This is a genomic window from Paraburkholderia sp. UCT70, from assembly GCF_050434085.1.
In the GTDB taxonomy this organism is placed as follows: Bacteria; Pseudomonadota; Gammaproteobacteria; order Burkholderiales; family Burkholderiaceae; genus Paraburkholderia; species Paraburkholderia tuberum.
Genome location: NZ_JBNPVZ010000004.1, coordinates 3,738,778 through 3,753,225, shown reverse-complemented (window position 1 = coordinate 3,753,225; position 14,448 = coordinate 3,738,778). Strand labels below are relative to the sequence as shown.

The following is a 14,448-nucleotide window of genomic DNA, read 5'->3' as shown; positions in this document are numbered from 1 at the left end:
CAGGACACCATGGAAGAGGACGACATCGTCGCCGTATGGTCCGAACGCGTGCGGTCGGCCAGCGCCGAGGGACGCGCGGTGCGCATCCGCGGCGGCGGCACCAAAGACTGGTATGGCCAGACGCTGGAAGGTGAGATCCTCGACACGCGCGCTTATCGCGGCATCATCGCGTACGATCCGGCCGAACTCGTGATTACCGCGCGCGCGGGAACACCGCTGCTGGAAATCGAAGCCGCGCTCGCCGAGCACGACCAGATGCTGCCGTTCGAGCCGCCGCACTTCGGGTCGCAGGCCACCTTCGGCGGCTGCATCGCCGCTGGCATTTCGGGGCCGCGCAGGCCGGCCGTCGGCGCCGCGCGCGACTTCGTGCTCGGCGCCGTCGTGATGAACGGCCAGGGGCAGGTGCTGCACTTCGGCGGCCAGGTCGTCAAGAACGTCGCGGGTTACGACGTGTCGCGGCTGCTCGCGGGCTCGCTCGGCACGCTCGGGCTGATCCTCGAGCTGTCGGTCAAAGTGCTGCCGCGGCCGCAGGTCGAAGCCACGCTGAAGTTCGACATGAACGGCACCGACGCGGTACGCAAGCTCAACGAATGGGGCGGCCGGCCGCTGCCGATCACCGCGAGCGCATGGCGCAACGGCACGCTCGCGGTGCGCCTGGGCGGCGCGGAAGCCGCGGTCAAGGCAGCGCGCACCGGGCTCGGCGGCGAAGTCGTCGATGCGGTCGAAGCTGAACGCTTCTGGGCCGGCCTGCGCGAACAGACCGATTCGTTTTTCGCGGGCATTCCACCGAAGGCCGCGCTGTGGCGTCTCGCGCTACCGTCGATCACCGAGCCGCTGCAGTTGCCCGGCGCGCAACTGATGGAATGGGGCGGCGGCCAGCGCTGGTGGATCACCGACACCGACGCGCAAACCGTGCGCATCAGCGCGAAACAGGCCGGCGGCCATGCGACCATCTTCCGCAGCGGCCAAGGCTACGACCGCAGCGCCGGCGTATTCACACCGCTGCCCGCGCCGCTGATGAAAATCCATCGCGGCCTCAAACATGCATTCGACCCGGCCCGCATCTTCAACCCCGGCCGTCTCTACTCCGACTTCTGAGCGACGCGATGCAAACCAACCTCGCGGACTTCATTCGTAATACGCCCGATGGCAACGAAGCGGACGCCATCCTGCGCAAATGCGTGCATTGCGGTTTTTGCACCGCCACCTGCCCAACCTACCAACTGCTTGGCGACGAACTCGACGGCCCGCGCGGGCGCATCTATCTGATCAAGCAGATGGTCGAAGGCGCGCCGGTCACGCGCAGTACGCAGGTTCACCTCGACCGCTGCCTGACCTGCCGCAATTGCGAGTCGACCTGCCCGTCGGGCGTGCAATATGGGCGGCTCGTCGAAATCGGCCGCAAGCTCACCGAAGAGAAAGTCACGCGTCCGCTCAATCAGCGGCTGATGCGGCGCCTGCTCGCGAGCGTGCTGCCGAACAGCGCGATCTTCACGCCGGCGATGCGGCTGGGTCAGCACGTGCGCGGCCTGCTGCCGAAGAAGCTGCGCGACAAGGTGCCGGCGCGCCAACGCCCGCTCGAATGGCCGAGCGCAAAACACGAACGCAAGGTGCTGATGCTGGCGGGCTGCGTGCAACCGTCGATGATGCCGAACGTCAACATCGCGACCGCGCGCGTGTTCGATGCGCTCGGCATCGAAACGCTGATCGCGCCCGACGCCGGCTGCTGCGGCGCGATCCGCCTGCACCTCGGCTACCACGACGAAGCGCTCGACGACCTGCGCGCGAACATCGACGCATGGTGGCCCTACGTCGAACAGGGCGTTGAAGCGATCGTGATGAACGCGTCGGGCTGCGGCGCGACGGTCAAGGAATACGCGCATCTGCTGCGCCTCGATCCGAACTATGCCGAGAAGGCGCGCCGCATCGTCGAATTGACGCGCGACGTCTCGGAGATCCTGCCCGAGTTCGAAGAAAAGCTCGTCGCCATCACGCGCCGCCGCTCGGTACACACGGTCGCATTTCATCCGCCCTGCACGCTGCAGCATGGCCAGCAGATCCGCGGCAAGGTCGAGCAACTGCTCAGCGCGCTCGGCGTCGAAGTGCGCCTGCCCGCCGACAGCCATCTGTGCTGCGGCTCGGCCGGCACCTACTCGCTGCTGCAGCCGCGCCTGTCGTACGCGCTGCGCGACCAGAAGCTCGAGCGTTTGCAGGCGCAGGAGCCGCAGGTGATCGTGTCGGCGAACGTCGGTTGCATCGCGCATCTGCAAAGCGGTACGTCGACGCCGGTCGCGCACTGGATAGAATTGGTCGAGCACATGCTGTCCGTATAATCGGGGCATCGTCTTCGCTGAACACCGGTTCGTTCCATGTCCGATCTGCCTCACAATCTCGCCGACGTGCACGAGCGCATCGCCAGGGCCGCGCAAGCGGCCCACCGCGACGCGCAGTCCGTGACGCTGCTCGCGGTCTCCAAGACGTTTCCCACCGATGCCGTGCGCGCCGCTCATGCGGCCGGTCAACGCGCATTCGGCGAGAACTACGTGCAGGAAGCGCTCGACAAGATCCAGGCACTTGCCGATCTGCGTGCGTCGCTCGAATGGCATTTCATCGGGCCGCTGCAATCGAACAAGACGCGGCCCGTCGCCGAGCATTTCGACTGGGTACATTCGGTCGATCGGCTGAAGATCGCGCAGCGGCTGTCGGAGCAGCGCCCGGACAACCTGCCGCCGCTCAACGTGTGCCTGCAGGTCAACGTCAGCGGTGAAGCGTCGAAGAGTGGCGTCGCCATCGCCGAGGCGGCCGCTATCGCGCAGCAGATCGCCGCGCTGCCGAAGCTGAAGCTGCGCGGACTGATGTCGATTCCCGAACCGGGCGGCGATCTCGCAGAACAACGCGCGCCGCATCGCCAATTGCGCGAGTTGTTCGAGCGCTTGCGTAACGACGGGCTCGCGCTCGATACGCTGTCGATGGGCATGTCGGCCGATCTCGAAGCAGCCGTGCTCGAAGGCGCGACGATCGTGCGCATCGGCACCGCGATCTTCGGCGCACGCGATTATTCGCGCTGAGCATTTCCACGGGCCTTGCGCGAACCTGGCTGCGCGAAGCCCTCACCGCATCTCATCTGAACCTACCCGGACCATCATGAAAATTGCGTTTATCGGCGGCGGCAACATGGCCGCGGCGTTGATCGGCGGCCTCATCAAGCGGGGCGTCGCGCCCGCGGACCTGTACGCGGTCGATCCGAACGAAGACGCGCGCCAGCGCAACGAGCAGCAATTCGGCATCCGCACCGGCGCGGCCGCCGACGCCACGCTCGCCGACTACGACGCGGTCGTGTTCGCGGTGAAACCGCAGATCCTGAAGAGCGTCGCCGGGACGCTGGCGCCGCATCTGCGCGCGTCGCAACTCGTCGTCAGCATCGTCGCGGGCATTCGCATCGGCGACATGTCGCGCTGGCTCGCTGGCCACAACCGCGTCGTGCGCGTGATGCCGAATACGCCGGCGCTGATCGGCATGGGCGTCACGGGTCTCGTCGCCAGCGGCAGCGTCGACGAAGCGGGCCGCGCGCTCGCGTCACAGGTGCTCGGCGCGGTCGGCGAAACCGTCTGGTTCGACGACGAAGCGAAGATCGACGCGGTCACCGCGATCTCGGGCAGCGGGCCGGCCTACGTGTTCTATTTCATCGAAGCGCTGCAGGAAGCCGCGCGCCAACTCGGTATGGACGAAGCGCAGGGCCGCGCGCTGGCGGTCGCGACCTTCACGGGCGCCGCGCAACTCGCGGCCAATTCCGACGAGCCGCCGAGCGTGCTGCGCGAGCGCGTGACATCTAAAGGCGGCACGACCGCGGCAGCGCTCGCCTCGTTCGAAGCGAGCGGCATCAAGGACGCGATCGTGCGCGGCGCACTGGCCGCCGACGCACGGGCGCGCGAGATGGGCGACGAGTTCGGCAAGCAGTAACGCGAACCGGCGTCGAAAAGAAACAGCGGAAACAGACACGCCGTAGCGCGACTGTCCTTCTTCTCATCAGGGCAGGCGCCTACGGCGTGTAGAAATGCAGCGGTCTGAAGCCAGAAAAGCGCTGACGCGAATTAAAACGAAGCCACCACGTAATGCGCGGCGATCCCCGCGAACAACGCGCCGCCGAGCCAGTTGTTGTGACGGAACGCGGCAAAGCACGGCATGCGCTCGCGATGGCGGATCAGCGTGTAGTGATAGATCGCGCAACCCACCGCGACCGCCCAGCCGAGCCAGTACAGCGGACCAAACCCGAGCGTCACGCCGATGCCGACGTAAATCCCGAGCGTCACCGCATAGCACAGCATGACCGCGGCCACGTCGAAACGGCCGAACGTCAGCGCCGACGTCCGGATGCCGATCTTGATGTCGTCGTCGCGATCGACCATCGCGTATTCGGTGTCGTACGCAACGGCCCAGAAGATATTCGCGACCAGCATCACCCACGCGAGCAGCGGCACGTGATCCTGCACCGCGGCGAACGCCATCGGAATACCGAAGCCGAACGCGATGCCCAGATACGCCTGCGGAATCGCGAAGAAGCGCTTCATGAACGGATACGTGCCGGCGACGAACAGCGCGACCACCGACAACTGCTTGGTCAATGCATTGAGCGGCTGAATCAGCAGAAACGCGATCAGCGACAGCACGGTTGCCAACACGACCGCTTCCCACGCATTGATCTTGCCGGACGTGATCGGCCGGTTCTCGGTGCGCTTCACGTGACGGTCGAAATCGCGGTCCGCGTAGTCGTTGATCGCGCAGCCGGCCGAGCGCATCAGCACCGTGCCGAGCGTGAAGATCACCAGCAATTGCCACGACGGATGACCGCCGGACGCGATCCACAGTGCGTTGAGCGTCGGCCACAGCAGCAGCAGGCTGCCGATCGGCTTGTCCATGCGCACGAGGCGCAGATACAGGGGAAATCGGGCGAACATGGGACGAATTCGGTGAAGTGCGAACACGGTGCGCCTATTTTACGGGAAGCGCACGGCGGCCCAGGATTCGCGCGGCCGCGTATCGAAGTGCCACGCGCTCGGATCTGCGCGTCACGCGGCAGCGGCGCAAAAAACAAAGCCTCCCGTGCAGAGAGGCTTGTGCGTTTTTAGCACGGCGCGGGCGATGCCGGCGCCGGCATCGGACTCGACTCGACCGGCTCAGCTGCGCCAAATCAGGCGAGCAGCGAGCGCAGCATCCATGCGGTCTTTTCGTGTGTCTGCATGCGTTGCGTGAGCAGGTCGGCGGTCGGCTCGTCGTTGGCGGCTTCCGTCGACGGGAAAATCGCGCGCGCGGTGCGCACCACCGCTTCCTGACCTTCGACCAGCTGACGGATCATGTCTTCCGCGGGCGGCACGCCGTCCGCTTCGGGGATCGACGACAGCTTCGCGAAATCCTTGTAGCTGCCCGGCGCATGCACGCCCAATGCACGGATGCGTTCGGCGATCGAGTCGACCGCGAGCGCGAGTTCGCTGTACTGCGTTTCGAACATCAGGTGCAGCGTATTGAACATCGGACCCGTGACGTTCCAGTGGAAGTTGTGGGTCTTCAGGTACAGCGTGTAGGTGTCGGCGAGCAGACGCGACAGCCCTTCGGCGATCTTCTTGCGATCCTTGTCGCTGATCCCGATGTTGACGTGCTGTACTGCTGCGGCGGCTTCTTTCTTGGCCATGATGACTCCTTTGAAGAGTGATACGAACCGGTCGGCAGATGACGGTCAGCGAAAACACGAATAAAACGTTCGACAGTGTAGCGTGAATGCCGCAAGGTTCGCGCAACACGTGCCCGCGAGCCTTGCTGCGCAGCCATTCTGGCGGTACTGCGCTCAGCCTCCCAGCGCGCGTTGCAACGCCTGCGCGGCGATTACCGCAAAGCCGCTCGCGACGATCGCAAAGCCCACCGCCTTGCGAAACATCAACGCCTGCCATTGCGCCTGCATGCTCGGCGCGGCGGCCGGACCGCCGATGCTTGCCATTATCATCCGAATCATGATCGTACTCCGGGTTCGTCTCGTGACGGACCGCAGCAATGCGCCGCGCCGTCGATTACTTTGCCACTGCTTTACCATCCGCCGCGTATATGACGCCTAGCGGTTCCCGCCTTCCCGCAACGCGGCGAGCGCCGCGATCACACCTTCCGCGTAAGCCGGATCGGCGCGGCGGAAATGCTCGATCTGACGCGCGACGATCTCCTGCGGCACGCCGTCGATATGTCGCGCGATATTGCCGAACAGACGCTCACGTTGCGCGTCGTCGAACAGCGCGAACAACATGCGCGGCTGCGTGTAGTAGTCGTCGTCCTCGCGATGCTCGTAACGCGCGACCGCGCCCGCCGCGAGCGGCGGCTCGGACGCGTTCTCGTCCTGCACGAAGTCGCCGAAGCGATTCGGCTCGTAATTCACGTTGCCGCCGCGATTGCCGTCGGTGCGCATCGCGCCATCGCGATGAAACGAATGCGGGTTCGGCACGCGCGGCGCATTCACCGGAATCTGGTGATGATTGATGCCGAGCCGGTAACGCTGCGTATCGCCGTACGAGAACAGCCGCCCCTGCAACAGACGGTCCGGCGAAAATCCGATGCCCGGCACCACGTTCGCCGGCGTGAACGCCGCCTGCTCGACGTCCGCGAAATAGTTCGCCGCGTTGCGATTCAGTTCGAGCGTGCCGACGTCGATCAACGGATAGTCCTTCTGCGACCACACCTTCGTGATGTCGAACGGATTGAAGCGGTAGTTCGCCGCATCCGCTTCCGGCATCACCTGAATTGCGAAGCGCCACTTCGGAAAGTTGCCCGCGTCGATGCTGTTCACCAGATCGCGCTGCGCGCTTTCGCGGTCATTGGCGACTACCTGCGCGGCATCGGCGTCGGTGAAGTTCTCGATGCCTTGCAGCGACTTGAAATGGAACTTGACCCAGAAACGCTCGTTGCTCGCGTTGATGAACGAGTACGTGTGCGAGCCGAAGCCGTGCATCTGCCGGTAGTTCTTCGGAATGCCGCGATCGCTCATCAGAATCGTCACCTGATGCAGCGACTCCGGATGACTCGACCAGAAGTCCCACGCGGCGACGTTGCTGCGCAGATTCGTGTACGGATCACGCTTCTGCGTATGAATGAAGTCCGGAAACTTGAGCGGATCGCGAATGAAGAACACCGGCGTGTTGTTGCCGACCACGTCCCAGTTGCCTTCCTCGGTGTAGAACTTGATCGAGAAGCCGCGCACGTCGCGCTCGGCGTCGGCCGCGCCACGCTCGCCGGCCACCGTCGAAAAGCGCATGAAGAGCGGCGTTTCCTGGCCGACCTGCGCGAATACCTTCGCCTTCGTGTAGCGCGAAATGTCGTGCGTCACCGTCAGCGTTCCGAACGCGCCCGAACCCTTCGCGTGAACGCGCCGCTCGGGAATCACTTCGCGATCGAAGTGCGCGAGCTTTTCGAGCAGCCAGACGTCCTGCAGCACCACGGGGCCACGCGGACCGGCGGTCATCGAGTTCTGGTTATCGGCGACGGGCGCGCCGGCGGCATTGGTGAGCTTACGTTCGGACATGGGCACTCCTGCATGGTTTCTATCGAATCGGGGGAAAAGCGTGCGGCATCCGTGCGCGACGGACGCCGTCACGGGTAGGCACGTCAGGCGGCCAGCACCCGGTCGGCCAGCAACGACACGGCGACCGTACGGATACTCGGCGCCGCGGCCGTCGTGGCCGGTTGCGCGGGAAAAGCGTGGATGGGCTGTGAAAGCGCTTGCATGGTGTTTTCCTCCCGGCTTGTCTCGCGCCCCGACTCGGAGTCTGGGCGCTGAGCCTTATCGAATAAGGGGTTCGGGCGATCCGTGGAGGAAACTATAGCAATATCTATCGAATATTCGTATTTGATTAATTTAATCTATTCGATAGGGCTTGCGCCCTTTTTGCGGCAGGCCGCACCGGTGTCCGGCGCGGCTGCGAATGATGGCGAGTCAGTTGACGGCCGCGGGCAGATCGAGCTTTTTGACGCCCGGCAGGTCGCACGCGGCGATTGCTTCGCAGATCGCGTCGATCGCGGGCATGCGCGTGAAGCTCTTGCGCCATACCAGCACGACGCGGCGATCGGGCACCGGCTCGTCGAATGCGACATAGCTGAGCAGGCCCGCGTCGATACCGCCCGCATGTGGCTTGACCTCGTGCACCGACATGCGCGGCAGCACGGTAATGCCCACGCCGCTTGCGACCATATGACGAATCGTTTCGAGCGACGAGCCCTCGAAGGTCTTCTGGATGCCGTCGGCGTTCTGCGAAAAGCGCATCAGCTCGGGACACACGCCGAGCACGTGATCGCGGAAGCAGTGGCCGCTGCCGAGCAGCAGCATGGTTTCCTGCTTCAGGTCGTCGGGGTCGATCTTCGGGCGGCTTTCCCATGCGTGGCCGGACGGCAGCGCGACGACGAACGGCTCGTCGTACAGCGGACGCAGCATCAGCCCGGTTTCGGGAAACGGCAGCGCCATGATCGCCACGTCGATTTCGCCCTGCTTGAGCAGCTCGATCAGCTTCAGCGTGAAGTTTTCCTGCAGCATCAGCGGCATTTGCGGCACGCGCTGGATCATCTGCTTGACGAGCGTCGGCAGCAGGTACGGTCCGATCGTGTAGATCACGCCGAGGCGCAGCGGACCGAGCAGCGGGTCCTTGCCCTGCTTGGCGATTTCCTTGATCGCGAGCGTCTGCTCGAGCACGCGTTGCGCCTGCGTAACGATCTGTTCGCCGATCGGCGTCACGCTGACCTCGCTGGTTCCGCGCTCGAAAATCTGCACGTTCAGCTCGTCTTCGAGCTTCTTGATGGCGACGGACAGCGTGGGCTGGCTGACGAAACACGCTTCGGCGGCCCGGCCGAAGTGCCGCTCGCGGGCCACCGCCACGATGTATTTCAATTCGGTGAGCGTCATTCGGGGATCAATCAGTCCGATGGATTCGATAGGTTCTAGTTATACACCTATAGGGTCGGTTCGCCAACTTTTTAGCCGTTGTGCTTGCGGCGGGGACGGCGGTCAGGCTTTCAGATACTGCTCGCGCGCGCCGAGCCAGCGCGCCAGATGCTGAATGACCACGTCCGGATATTGGTCGAGCAGCGTCGCGGCGGCTTCGCGTGCCGGCTCGATCAGGTGCTGATCGTTCTGCAGGTCGGCGAAACGCAGCATCGCGGCGCCTGACTGCCGCGCGCCGAGGAACTCGCCAGGTCCGCGGATTTCGAGGTCGCGGCGGGCGATCTCGAAGCCGTCTGTGGTTTCGCGCATCGTTTGCAGGCGCGCGCGCGCGGTCATCGACAGCGGTCCGGTGTAGAGCAGCACGCAGACCGACGCGGCGCTGCCGCGCCCCACGCGTCCGCGCAACTGATGCAGCTGCGCGAGACCGAAGCGCTCCGCATGCTCGATCACCATCAACGATGCGTTCGGCACGTCGACGCCGACTTCGATCACCGTGGTCGCAACCAGCAGCTGGATCTCGTTGCGCGAGAACGCGTCCATCACCGTGGTCTTTTCGGCGGGCGCGAGGCGCCCGTGCACCAGCCCGACCTTCAGCTCGGGCAGCGCGGCCACCAGCGTCTCGTAGGTCTCGACCGCGGTTTGCAACTGCAGGGTCTCGCTTTCCTCGATCAGCGGACACACCCAGTACACCTGGCGCCCCGTCAACGCCGCCTCGCGCACGCGGCCGATCACCTCTTCGCGGCGCGCATCGGACACGAGCTTCGTGAGGATCGGGGTGCGGCCGGGCGGCAGTTCGTCGATCGTGGAGACGTCGAGGTCCGCGTAGTAGGTCATGGCGAGTGTGCGCGGAATCGGCGTCGCGGACATCATGAGTTGATGCGGCTGGAAGTCGGCCGCGCCGTCGGCGGCGCCCTGCGCCTTCGCGCGCAACGCGAGCCGTTGCGCGACGCCGAAGCGATGCTGCTCGTCGACGATCACGAGTCCGAGGCGCGCGAACTCGACTGCGTCCTGAATGATCGCGTGCGTGCCGATCACGAGCTGCGCGGTGCCGAGCGCGGCCGCTTCGATCGCGGCGCGCTTCTCCTTCGTCTTCAGACTGCCCGCGAGCCACGCGACATTCACGCCGAGCGGCTCGAGCCAGCCGCGCAATTTGCGCGCGTGCTGCTCGGCGAGAATTTCGGTCGGCGCCATCAGCGCGGCCTGGTAGCCGGCGTCGATCGCCTGCGCGGCGGCGAGCGCCGCGACGATCGTCTTGCCGCTGCCGACGTCGCCCTGCAACAGCCGCTGCATCGGATGCGGCTGCGTCAGATCGAGTGCGATCTCGCCGCCGACGCGCTGCTGCGCGGCCGTCAGCGAAAATGGCAGCGCCTTCAGCAGCCGCGCGACCAGCGCCGATTCGTCGCCGAGCTTGCGGCGCGGCATGGCCGGCGCGGCGCGCGTGCGCCGCTCGTCGTGCGCGCGCTTCAGCGACATCTGCTGCGCGAGCAGCTCCTCGAACTTGATGCGCACCCAGGCCGGATGCGTGCCGTCGATCAGCGCCGTTTCGTCCGACTGCGGGTCCGGATGATGCAGCGTGCGCACCGCGTCCATCAGCGCCGGCACCCCGAGCGGTTCGAGAAACGCGCGCGCGACCGGCGCGGGCAGCAGCTCCGGCAGCGACGTGCGCGCGAGCGCGTTGTCGATCGCCTTGCGCAGATACGCCTGCGATACGCCCGCCGTGCTCGGATAGACCGGCGTCAGCGCCTGCGGCAGCGGCGTGTCTTCATCGACGACGCGCACGCTCGGATGCACCATCTCCATGCCGAAGAAGCCGCCCCGCACGTCGCCGCGCACGCGCAGGCGCGCGCCGGGCGCCATCTGCTTGACCTGCGAGCCGTAGAAATTCAGAAAGCGCAGCATGAGCTCGTCGCCGTCGGCGTCGCGCAGCTTCACGAGCAACTGCCGGCGCGGGCGATAGGCGATCTCATTGTCGAACACCACGCCTTCGGTTTGCGCGATGCCGCCGGGCAGCAAGTGACCGATCGGTGTCAGGGAGGTTTCGTCTTCGTAGCGCATCGGCAGATGCAGCACGAGGTCGATGTCGCGCGTGAGGCCGAGTTTGGCGAGCTTGTCGGCGGTTTTGACCGGGGCTTTGGCGGCGGCTTTTGCCACGCCTTTGGTTTTGGCGGCGGGTTTGTCGTCGCTCGCGTGGTCGGCGGCGAATTGATCCGGCGGGTCGCCCGCGTTGCCGCCGGGCTTGTCGCCGTCGCGCCCGGCATCGTGGCCAGCGGACATCATGCCACCTTGCGCGCCATCTTCCGCCGCATCCAGCTCCCCCGCCTCCGCCCGCGCACCGCGGCGCCGCGGTTCGGCGCCCGCTTCGAGGGTGGCAACGGACGATCGGCGGTCGGACAAAGGCATAGGCTGCTTCGCAAGTACAATATCGGGTGCTGTCGAAAAGAGGTCGTGCCGCCCTTCGCGCGTCCAGCGTAGGCAGGATGCGGCACAAAGCGCGCGGGCCGCTTCGGCGTCCCGCCATCATAGCCGCCCGGCTCCGGCTTCGGCTCAATTCAGTCCCAAATCAGTCCCAACCCGCTTCCAGTCGTTCGCATGTTTACGCTTTCCGATTTCGATTTCGATCTGCCGCCCGATCTGATCGCGCAAGCCGCGCTGCCCGAGCGCAGCGCAAGCCGTCTGCTCGACGTGGACGCCGCAGGCGCCGCCGACGGCGCCGCGCGCCTGATCGACCGCCGCTTCACCGAACTGCCCGAGTGCCTCGCGCCGGGCGATCTGCTCGTCTTCAACGATACCAAAGTGCTGAAGGCGCGCTTCTTCGGCCAGAAGTCAAGCGGTGGCAAGATCGAAGTGCTGGTCGAGCGCCTGACTGGCGAGCGCGGCGCACTCGCGCAGATCCGGGCGAGCAAGAGCCCGCAGGCGGGCACGACGATCCGTCTCGCGGATGCGTTCGACGTCACCGTCGGCGAGCGCGTCGATCAGTTCTACACGCTGCATTTCCCCGACGACTGCCTGACGCTGATCGAGCAGTACGGCCGTCTGCCGCTGCCGCCGTACATCGAGCACGACCCCGACGCGACCGACGAAACCCGCTATCAGACCGTATTCGCGCAGAACCCGGGCGCGGTCGCCGCGCCGACCGCCGGCCTGCACTTCGACGACACGCTGCTCGCCCGCCTCGACGCCCTCGGCATCGACCGCGCGACGCTGACGCTGCACGTCGGCGCGGGCACGTTTCAGCCGGTGCGCGTCGAAAACATCGCCGAGCACAAGATGCACAGCGAGTGGTATCACCTGCCGCAAGCGCTCGCGGACAAGATCGCCGCGACCAAAGCGCGCGGCAACCGCGTGATCGCGGTCGGCACGACGTCGATGCGCGCGCTCGAAGCCGCCGCGCGCGACGCCGAAGCCGCCGGCCATCCGCTCGGCGCGGCGAGCGCGGAAACCGACATCTTCATCACGCCGGGCTACCGGTTCCGCGTGGTCGACCGGCTGGTCACGAACTTCCATTTGCCGAAATCTACGCTGCTGATGCTGGTGTCGGCGTTCGCGGGCGTCGAGACGATTCGCGCCGCGTACCGTCATGCGATCGACGAGCGCTATCGTTTTTTCAGCTACGGTGACGCGATGCTGCTCACGCGGCGCGATGCATGAGCCGGTTCGAGCACTGCTTCAGCGTATTGGCAGTCTTCCTAGCCGCCGCGATCCCTCGTGGCGGTTTTCATTGATTGCGCCGGACTGTTTTCCGGTAGCCCAGGAGTGATCCCCATGACCCTTGGTCATCTCTCGCAACATCCTGCCCACGAGCGCCCGGAGAATGGCCTCAAATTCGAACTGCTCGGCACCGACTGCCTCGCGCGCCGCGGCCGCGTCACGCTCAATCACGGCGTGGTGGAGACGCCGATCTTCATGCCGGTCGGCACCTACGGCACCGTGAAGGCGGTCCAGCCGCGCGAGCTCGACGAAATGCACGCGCAGATCATCCTCGGCAATACGTTTCACCTGTGGCTGCGACCCGGCCTCGAAACCATCGAGGCGCACGGCGGCCTGCACGGCTTCATGGGCTGGAAGAAGCCGATCCTGACCGACTCGGGCGGCTTCCAGGTGTTCTCGCTCGGCGATCTGCGCAAGATCACCGAGGACGGCGTCACGTTCGCGTCGCCGATCAACGGCGACCGGCTGTTCCTGTCGCCGGAAGTGTCGATGCAGATCCAGAAGGTGCTGAACTCGGACATCGTGATGCAATTCGACGAATGCACGCCGTACGCGACCAACAACATCCCGACCTCGCACAAGGAAGCCGCCGGATCGATGCGCATGTCGATGCGCTGGGCGCAACGCTCGATCGACGAATTCGAGCGCCTCGGCAATCCGAATGCGCTGTTCGGCATCGTGCAGGGCGGCATGTTCGAGGATCTGCGCGACGAGTCGCTCGCCGGCCTCGCGGAGAAGACCTTCCACGGCCTCGCGATCGGCGGTCTGTCGGTCGGCGAGCCGAAGGAAGACATGATGCGGATCCTGAACCACATCGGCCCGAAGCTGCCGGCCGACAAGCCGCACTACCTGATGGGCGTCGGCACGCCGGAAGACCTGGTGGCCGGCGTCGCGGCCGGCGTCGACATGTTCGACTGCGTGATGCCCACGCGCAACGCGCGCAACGGCTGGCTCTTCACGCGTTTCGGCGACATCAAGATCCGCAACGCGACGCACAGGAACTCGCTGCGCCCGCTCGACGAGCAATGCGGCTGCTACACCTGCCGCAACTTCACGCGCGGCTATCTGCACCACCTGCATCGCGTCGGCGAAATTCTCGGCGCGCAGCTGAACACGATCCACAACCTGCATTACTACCTGGAACTGATGCAGGAAATGCGCGATGCGATCGAGGCGAAACTGTTCGACACATTCCGCAAGCGTTTCCACGAAGACCGCGCGCGCGGCGTCGAACCGTCGTCCTGACGGCCCGCCACATGGATTGCGCATGCCGCACGCGGACAACTTACAATTTACTTTCGCCGGCCGCTGAATTTGCCCCGAATCGGACCTTTAAACGATTGATCGCAAAGCCGATTCGCCGCGCCGGCGCGCGTGTGGCCGGTGGTAGAATAATCGGCTGATTTTTTTGATCGTTTGACTGATAACGGAGAGACCAACGTGTCGTTCATTTCCAATGCCTTCGCGCAAGGCGCAGCAGCAGGTGGTATCGAATCGAACCTGATGAGCTTCCTGCCGCTGATCCTGATGTTCGGCGTGCTGTACTTCATCATGATTCGCCCGCAAATGAAGCGTCAGAAGGAACATCGCAACATGCTCGCAGCGATGGCCAGGGGCGATGAAGTCGTGACGAACGGTGGCATCGTCGGCAAGGTGACGAAGGTGGGCGAAGCCTACGTCGGCATCGAAATCTCGGAAGGCACGGAAATCACCGTGCAAAAGGCGTCGGTCACGACAATTCTCCCGAAGGGCACGATCAAGTCGCTGTAAGGCCT

General features: G+C 65.2%; 13 protein-coding genes. 7 read left to right on the top strand and 6 right to left on the bottom strand.

All coding sequences use genetic code 11. The annotated features are described in order from the left end of the window. The first annotated feature begins 9 nt into the window (after positions 1–9). The 4 genes from glcE (at position 10) to proC (ending at position 3,960) form a co-directional block, all read left to right on the top strand. Positions 10–1,098, top strand: a complete 1,089-nt coding sequence (gene glcE / locus OKW41_RS43035) for a glycolate oxidase subunit GlcE (protein ID WP_429453128.1) — start codon at positions 10–12, stop codon at positions 1,096–1,098. An 8-nt stretch (positions 1,099–1,106) separates the two neighbouring features. Next, entirely contained in the window at positions 1,107–2,333 is a 1,227-nt protein-coding gene (glcF, locus tag OKW41_RS43030) for a glycolate oxidase subunit GlcF (RefSeq protein ID WP_429576184.1), read from the top strand. Between the two features lie 36 nt (positions 2,334–2,369). Continuing rightward, positions 2,370–3,068 carry a YggS family pyridoxal phosphate-dependent enzyme gene (locus tag OKW41_RS43025; protein WP_429576183.1) on the top strand — a complete coding sequence of 233 codons (699 nt, stop codon included), beginning with the start codon at positions 2,370–2,372 and terminating at the stop codon, positions 3,066–3,068. Between the two features lie 76 nt (positions 3,069–3,144). After that, the gene (gene proC / locus OKW41_RS43020) at positions 3,145–3,960 is read left to right on the top strand and encodes a pyrroline-5-carboxylate reductase (protein ID WP_429576182.1); all 816 of its coding nucleotides are present in this window, start codon (positions 3,145–3,147) and stop codon (positions 3,958–3,960) included. 131 nt (positions 3,961–4,091) lie between these two features. Here the strand turns inward: proC and ubiA are convergent, their stop codons facing one another. The 6 genes from ubiA to recG all read right to left on the bottom strand — a co-directional run bounded on the left by ubiA (position 4,092) and on the right by recG (position 11,365). Beyond that, the gene (gene ubiA / locus OKW41_RS43015) at positions 4,092–4,955 is read right to left on the bottom strand and encodes a 4-hydroxybenzoate octaprenyltransferase (protein ID WP_429576181.1); all 864 of its coding nucleotides are present in this window, start codon (positions 4,953–4,955) and stop codon (positions 4,092–4,094) included. A gap of 233 nt (positions 4,956–5,188) precedes the next feature. Next, positions 5,189–5,686: a Dps family protein gene (locus OKW41_RS43010; RefSeq protein ID WP_429453137.1), complete on the bottom strand. Its 498-nt coding sequence runs from the start codon at positions 5,684–5,686 to the stop codon at positions 5,189–5,191. Between the two features lie 153 nt (positions 5,687–5,839). Then, positions 5,840–6,004, bottom strand: coding sequence for a hypothetical protein (locus tag OKW41_RS43005; RefSeq protein ID WP_429453139.1), 165 nt, complete (start codon positions 6,002–6,004; stop codon positions 5,840–5,842). 96 nt (positions 6,005–6,100) lie between these two features. After that, complete coding sequence (locus OKW41_RS43000) at positions 6,101–7,555, bottom strand: catalase (protein ID WP_429576180.1); 1,455 nt, start codon at positions 7,553–7,555, stop codon at positions 6,101–6,103. Positions 7,556–7,966: 411 nt separating this feature from the next. Continuing rightward, complete coding sequence (locus OKW41_RS42995; protein ID WP_429576179.1) at positions 7,967–8,926, bottom strand: LysR substrate-binding domain-containing protein; 960 nt, start codon at positions 8,924–8,926, stop codon at positions 7,967–7,969. A 102-nt stretch (positions 8,927–9,028) separates the two neighbouring features. Continuing rightward, positions 9,029–11,365 carry an ATP-dependent DNA helicase RecG gene (recG, locus tag OKW41_RS42990; RefSeq protein ID WP_429453142.1) on the bottom strand — a complete coding sequence of 779 codons (2,337 nt, stop codon included), beginning with the start codon at positions 11,363–11,365 and terminating at the stop codon, positions 9,029–9,031. Positions 11,366–11,554: 189 nt separating this feature from the next. Here recG and queA point away from each other — a divergent pair, with 189 nt between their 5' ends. The 3 genes from queA to yajC all read left to right on the top strand — a co-directional run bounded on the left by queA (position 11,555) and on the right by yajC (position 14,443). Beyond that, positions 11,555–12,613 (top strand): tRNA preQ1(34) S-adenosylmethionine ribosyltransferase-isomerase QueA, encoded by a 1,059-nt coding sequence (gene queA, locus OKW41_RS42985; RefSeq protein ID WP_429576178.1) that lies wholly within the window; start codon positions 11,555–11,557, stop codon positions 12,611–12,613. A 114-nt stretch (positions 12,614–12,727) separates the two neighbouring features. Next, positions 12,728–13,918, top strand: a complete 1,191-nt coding sequence (tgt, locus tag OKW41_RS42980; RefSeq protein WP_429576177.1) for a tRNA guanosine(34) transglycosylase Tgt — start codon at positions 12,728–12,730, stop codon at positions 13,916–13,918. A gap of 195 nt (positions 13,919–14,113) precedes the next feature. Continuing rightward, the gene (gene yajC, locus OKW41_RS42975; RefSeq protein WP_018419452.1) at positions 14,114–14,443 is read left to right on the top strand and encodes a preprotein translocase subunit YajC; all 330 of its coding nucleotides are present in this window, start codon (positions 14,114–14,116) and stop codon (positions 14,441–14,443) included. Positions 14,444–14,448: the final 5 nt, after the last annotated feature.

Bases quoted from the DNA above. Each gene is read 5' to 3' on its own strand.
- glcE (WP_429453128.1), top strand. From the start codon at position 10: ATGGAAGAGGACGACATCGTCGCCGTATGGTCCGAACGCGTGCGGTCG.
- glcF (WP_429576184.1), top strand. From the start codon at position 1,107: ATGCAAACCAACCTCGCGGACTTCATTCGTAATACGCCCGATGGCAAC.
- OKW41_RS43025 (WP_429576183.1), top strand. From the start codon at position 2,370: ATGTCCGATCTGCCTCACAATCTCGCCGACGTGCACGAGCGCATCGCC.
- proC (WP_429576182.1), top strand. From the start codon at position 3,145: ATGAAAATTGCGTTTATCGGCGGCGGCAACATGGCCGCGGCGTTGATC.
- ubiA (WP_429576181.1), bottom strand. From the start codon at position 4,955: ATGTTCGCCCGATTTCCCCTGTATCTGCGCCTCGTGCGCATGGACAAG.
- OKW41_RS43010 (WP_429453137.1), bottom strand. From the start codon at position 5,686: ATGGCCAAGAAAGAAGCCGCCGCAGCAGTACAGCACGTCAACATCGGG.
- OKW41_RS43005 (WP_429453139.1), bottom strand. From the start codon at position 6,004: ATGATTCGGATGATAATGGCAAGCATCGGCGGTCCGGCCGCCGCGCCG.
- OKW41_RS43000 (WP_429576180.1), bottom strand. From the start codon at position 7,555: ATGTCCGAACGTAAGCTCACCAATGCCGCCGGCGCGCCCGTCGCCGAT.
- OKW41_RS42995 (WP_429576179.1), bottom strand. From the start codon at position 8,926: ATGACGCTCACCGAATTGAAATACATCGTGGCGGTGGCCCGCGAGCGG.
- recG (WP_429453142.1), bottom strand. From the start codon at position 11,365: ATGCCTTTGTCCGACCGCCGATCGTCCGTTGCCACCCTCGAAGCGGGC.
- queA (WP_429576178.1), top strand. From the start codon at position 11,555: ATGTTTACGCTTTCCGATTTCGATTTCGATCTGCCGCCCGATCTGATC.
- tgt (WP_429576177.1), top strand. From the start codon at position 12,728: ATGACCCTTGGTCATCTCTCGCAACATCCTGCCCACGAGCGCCCGGAG.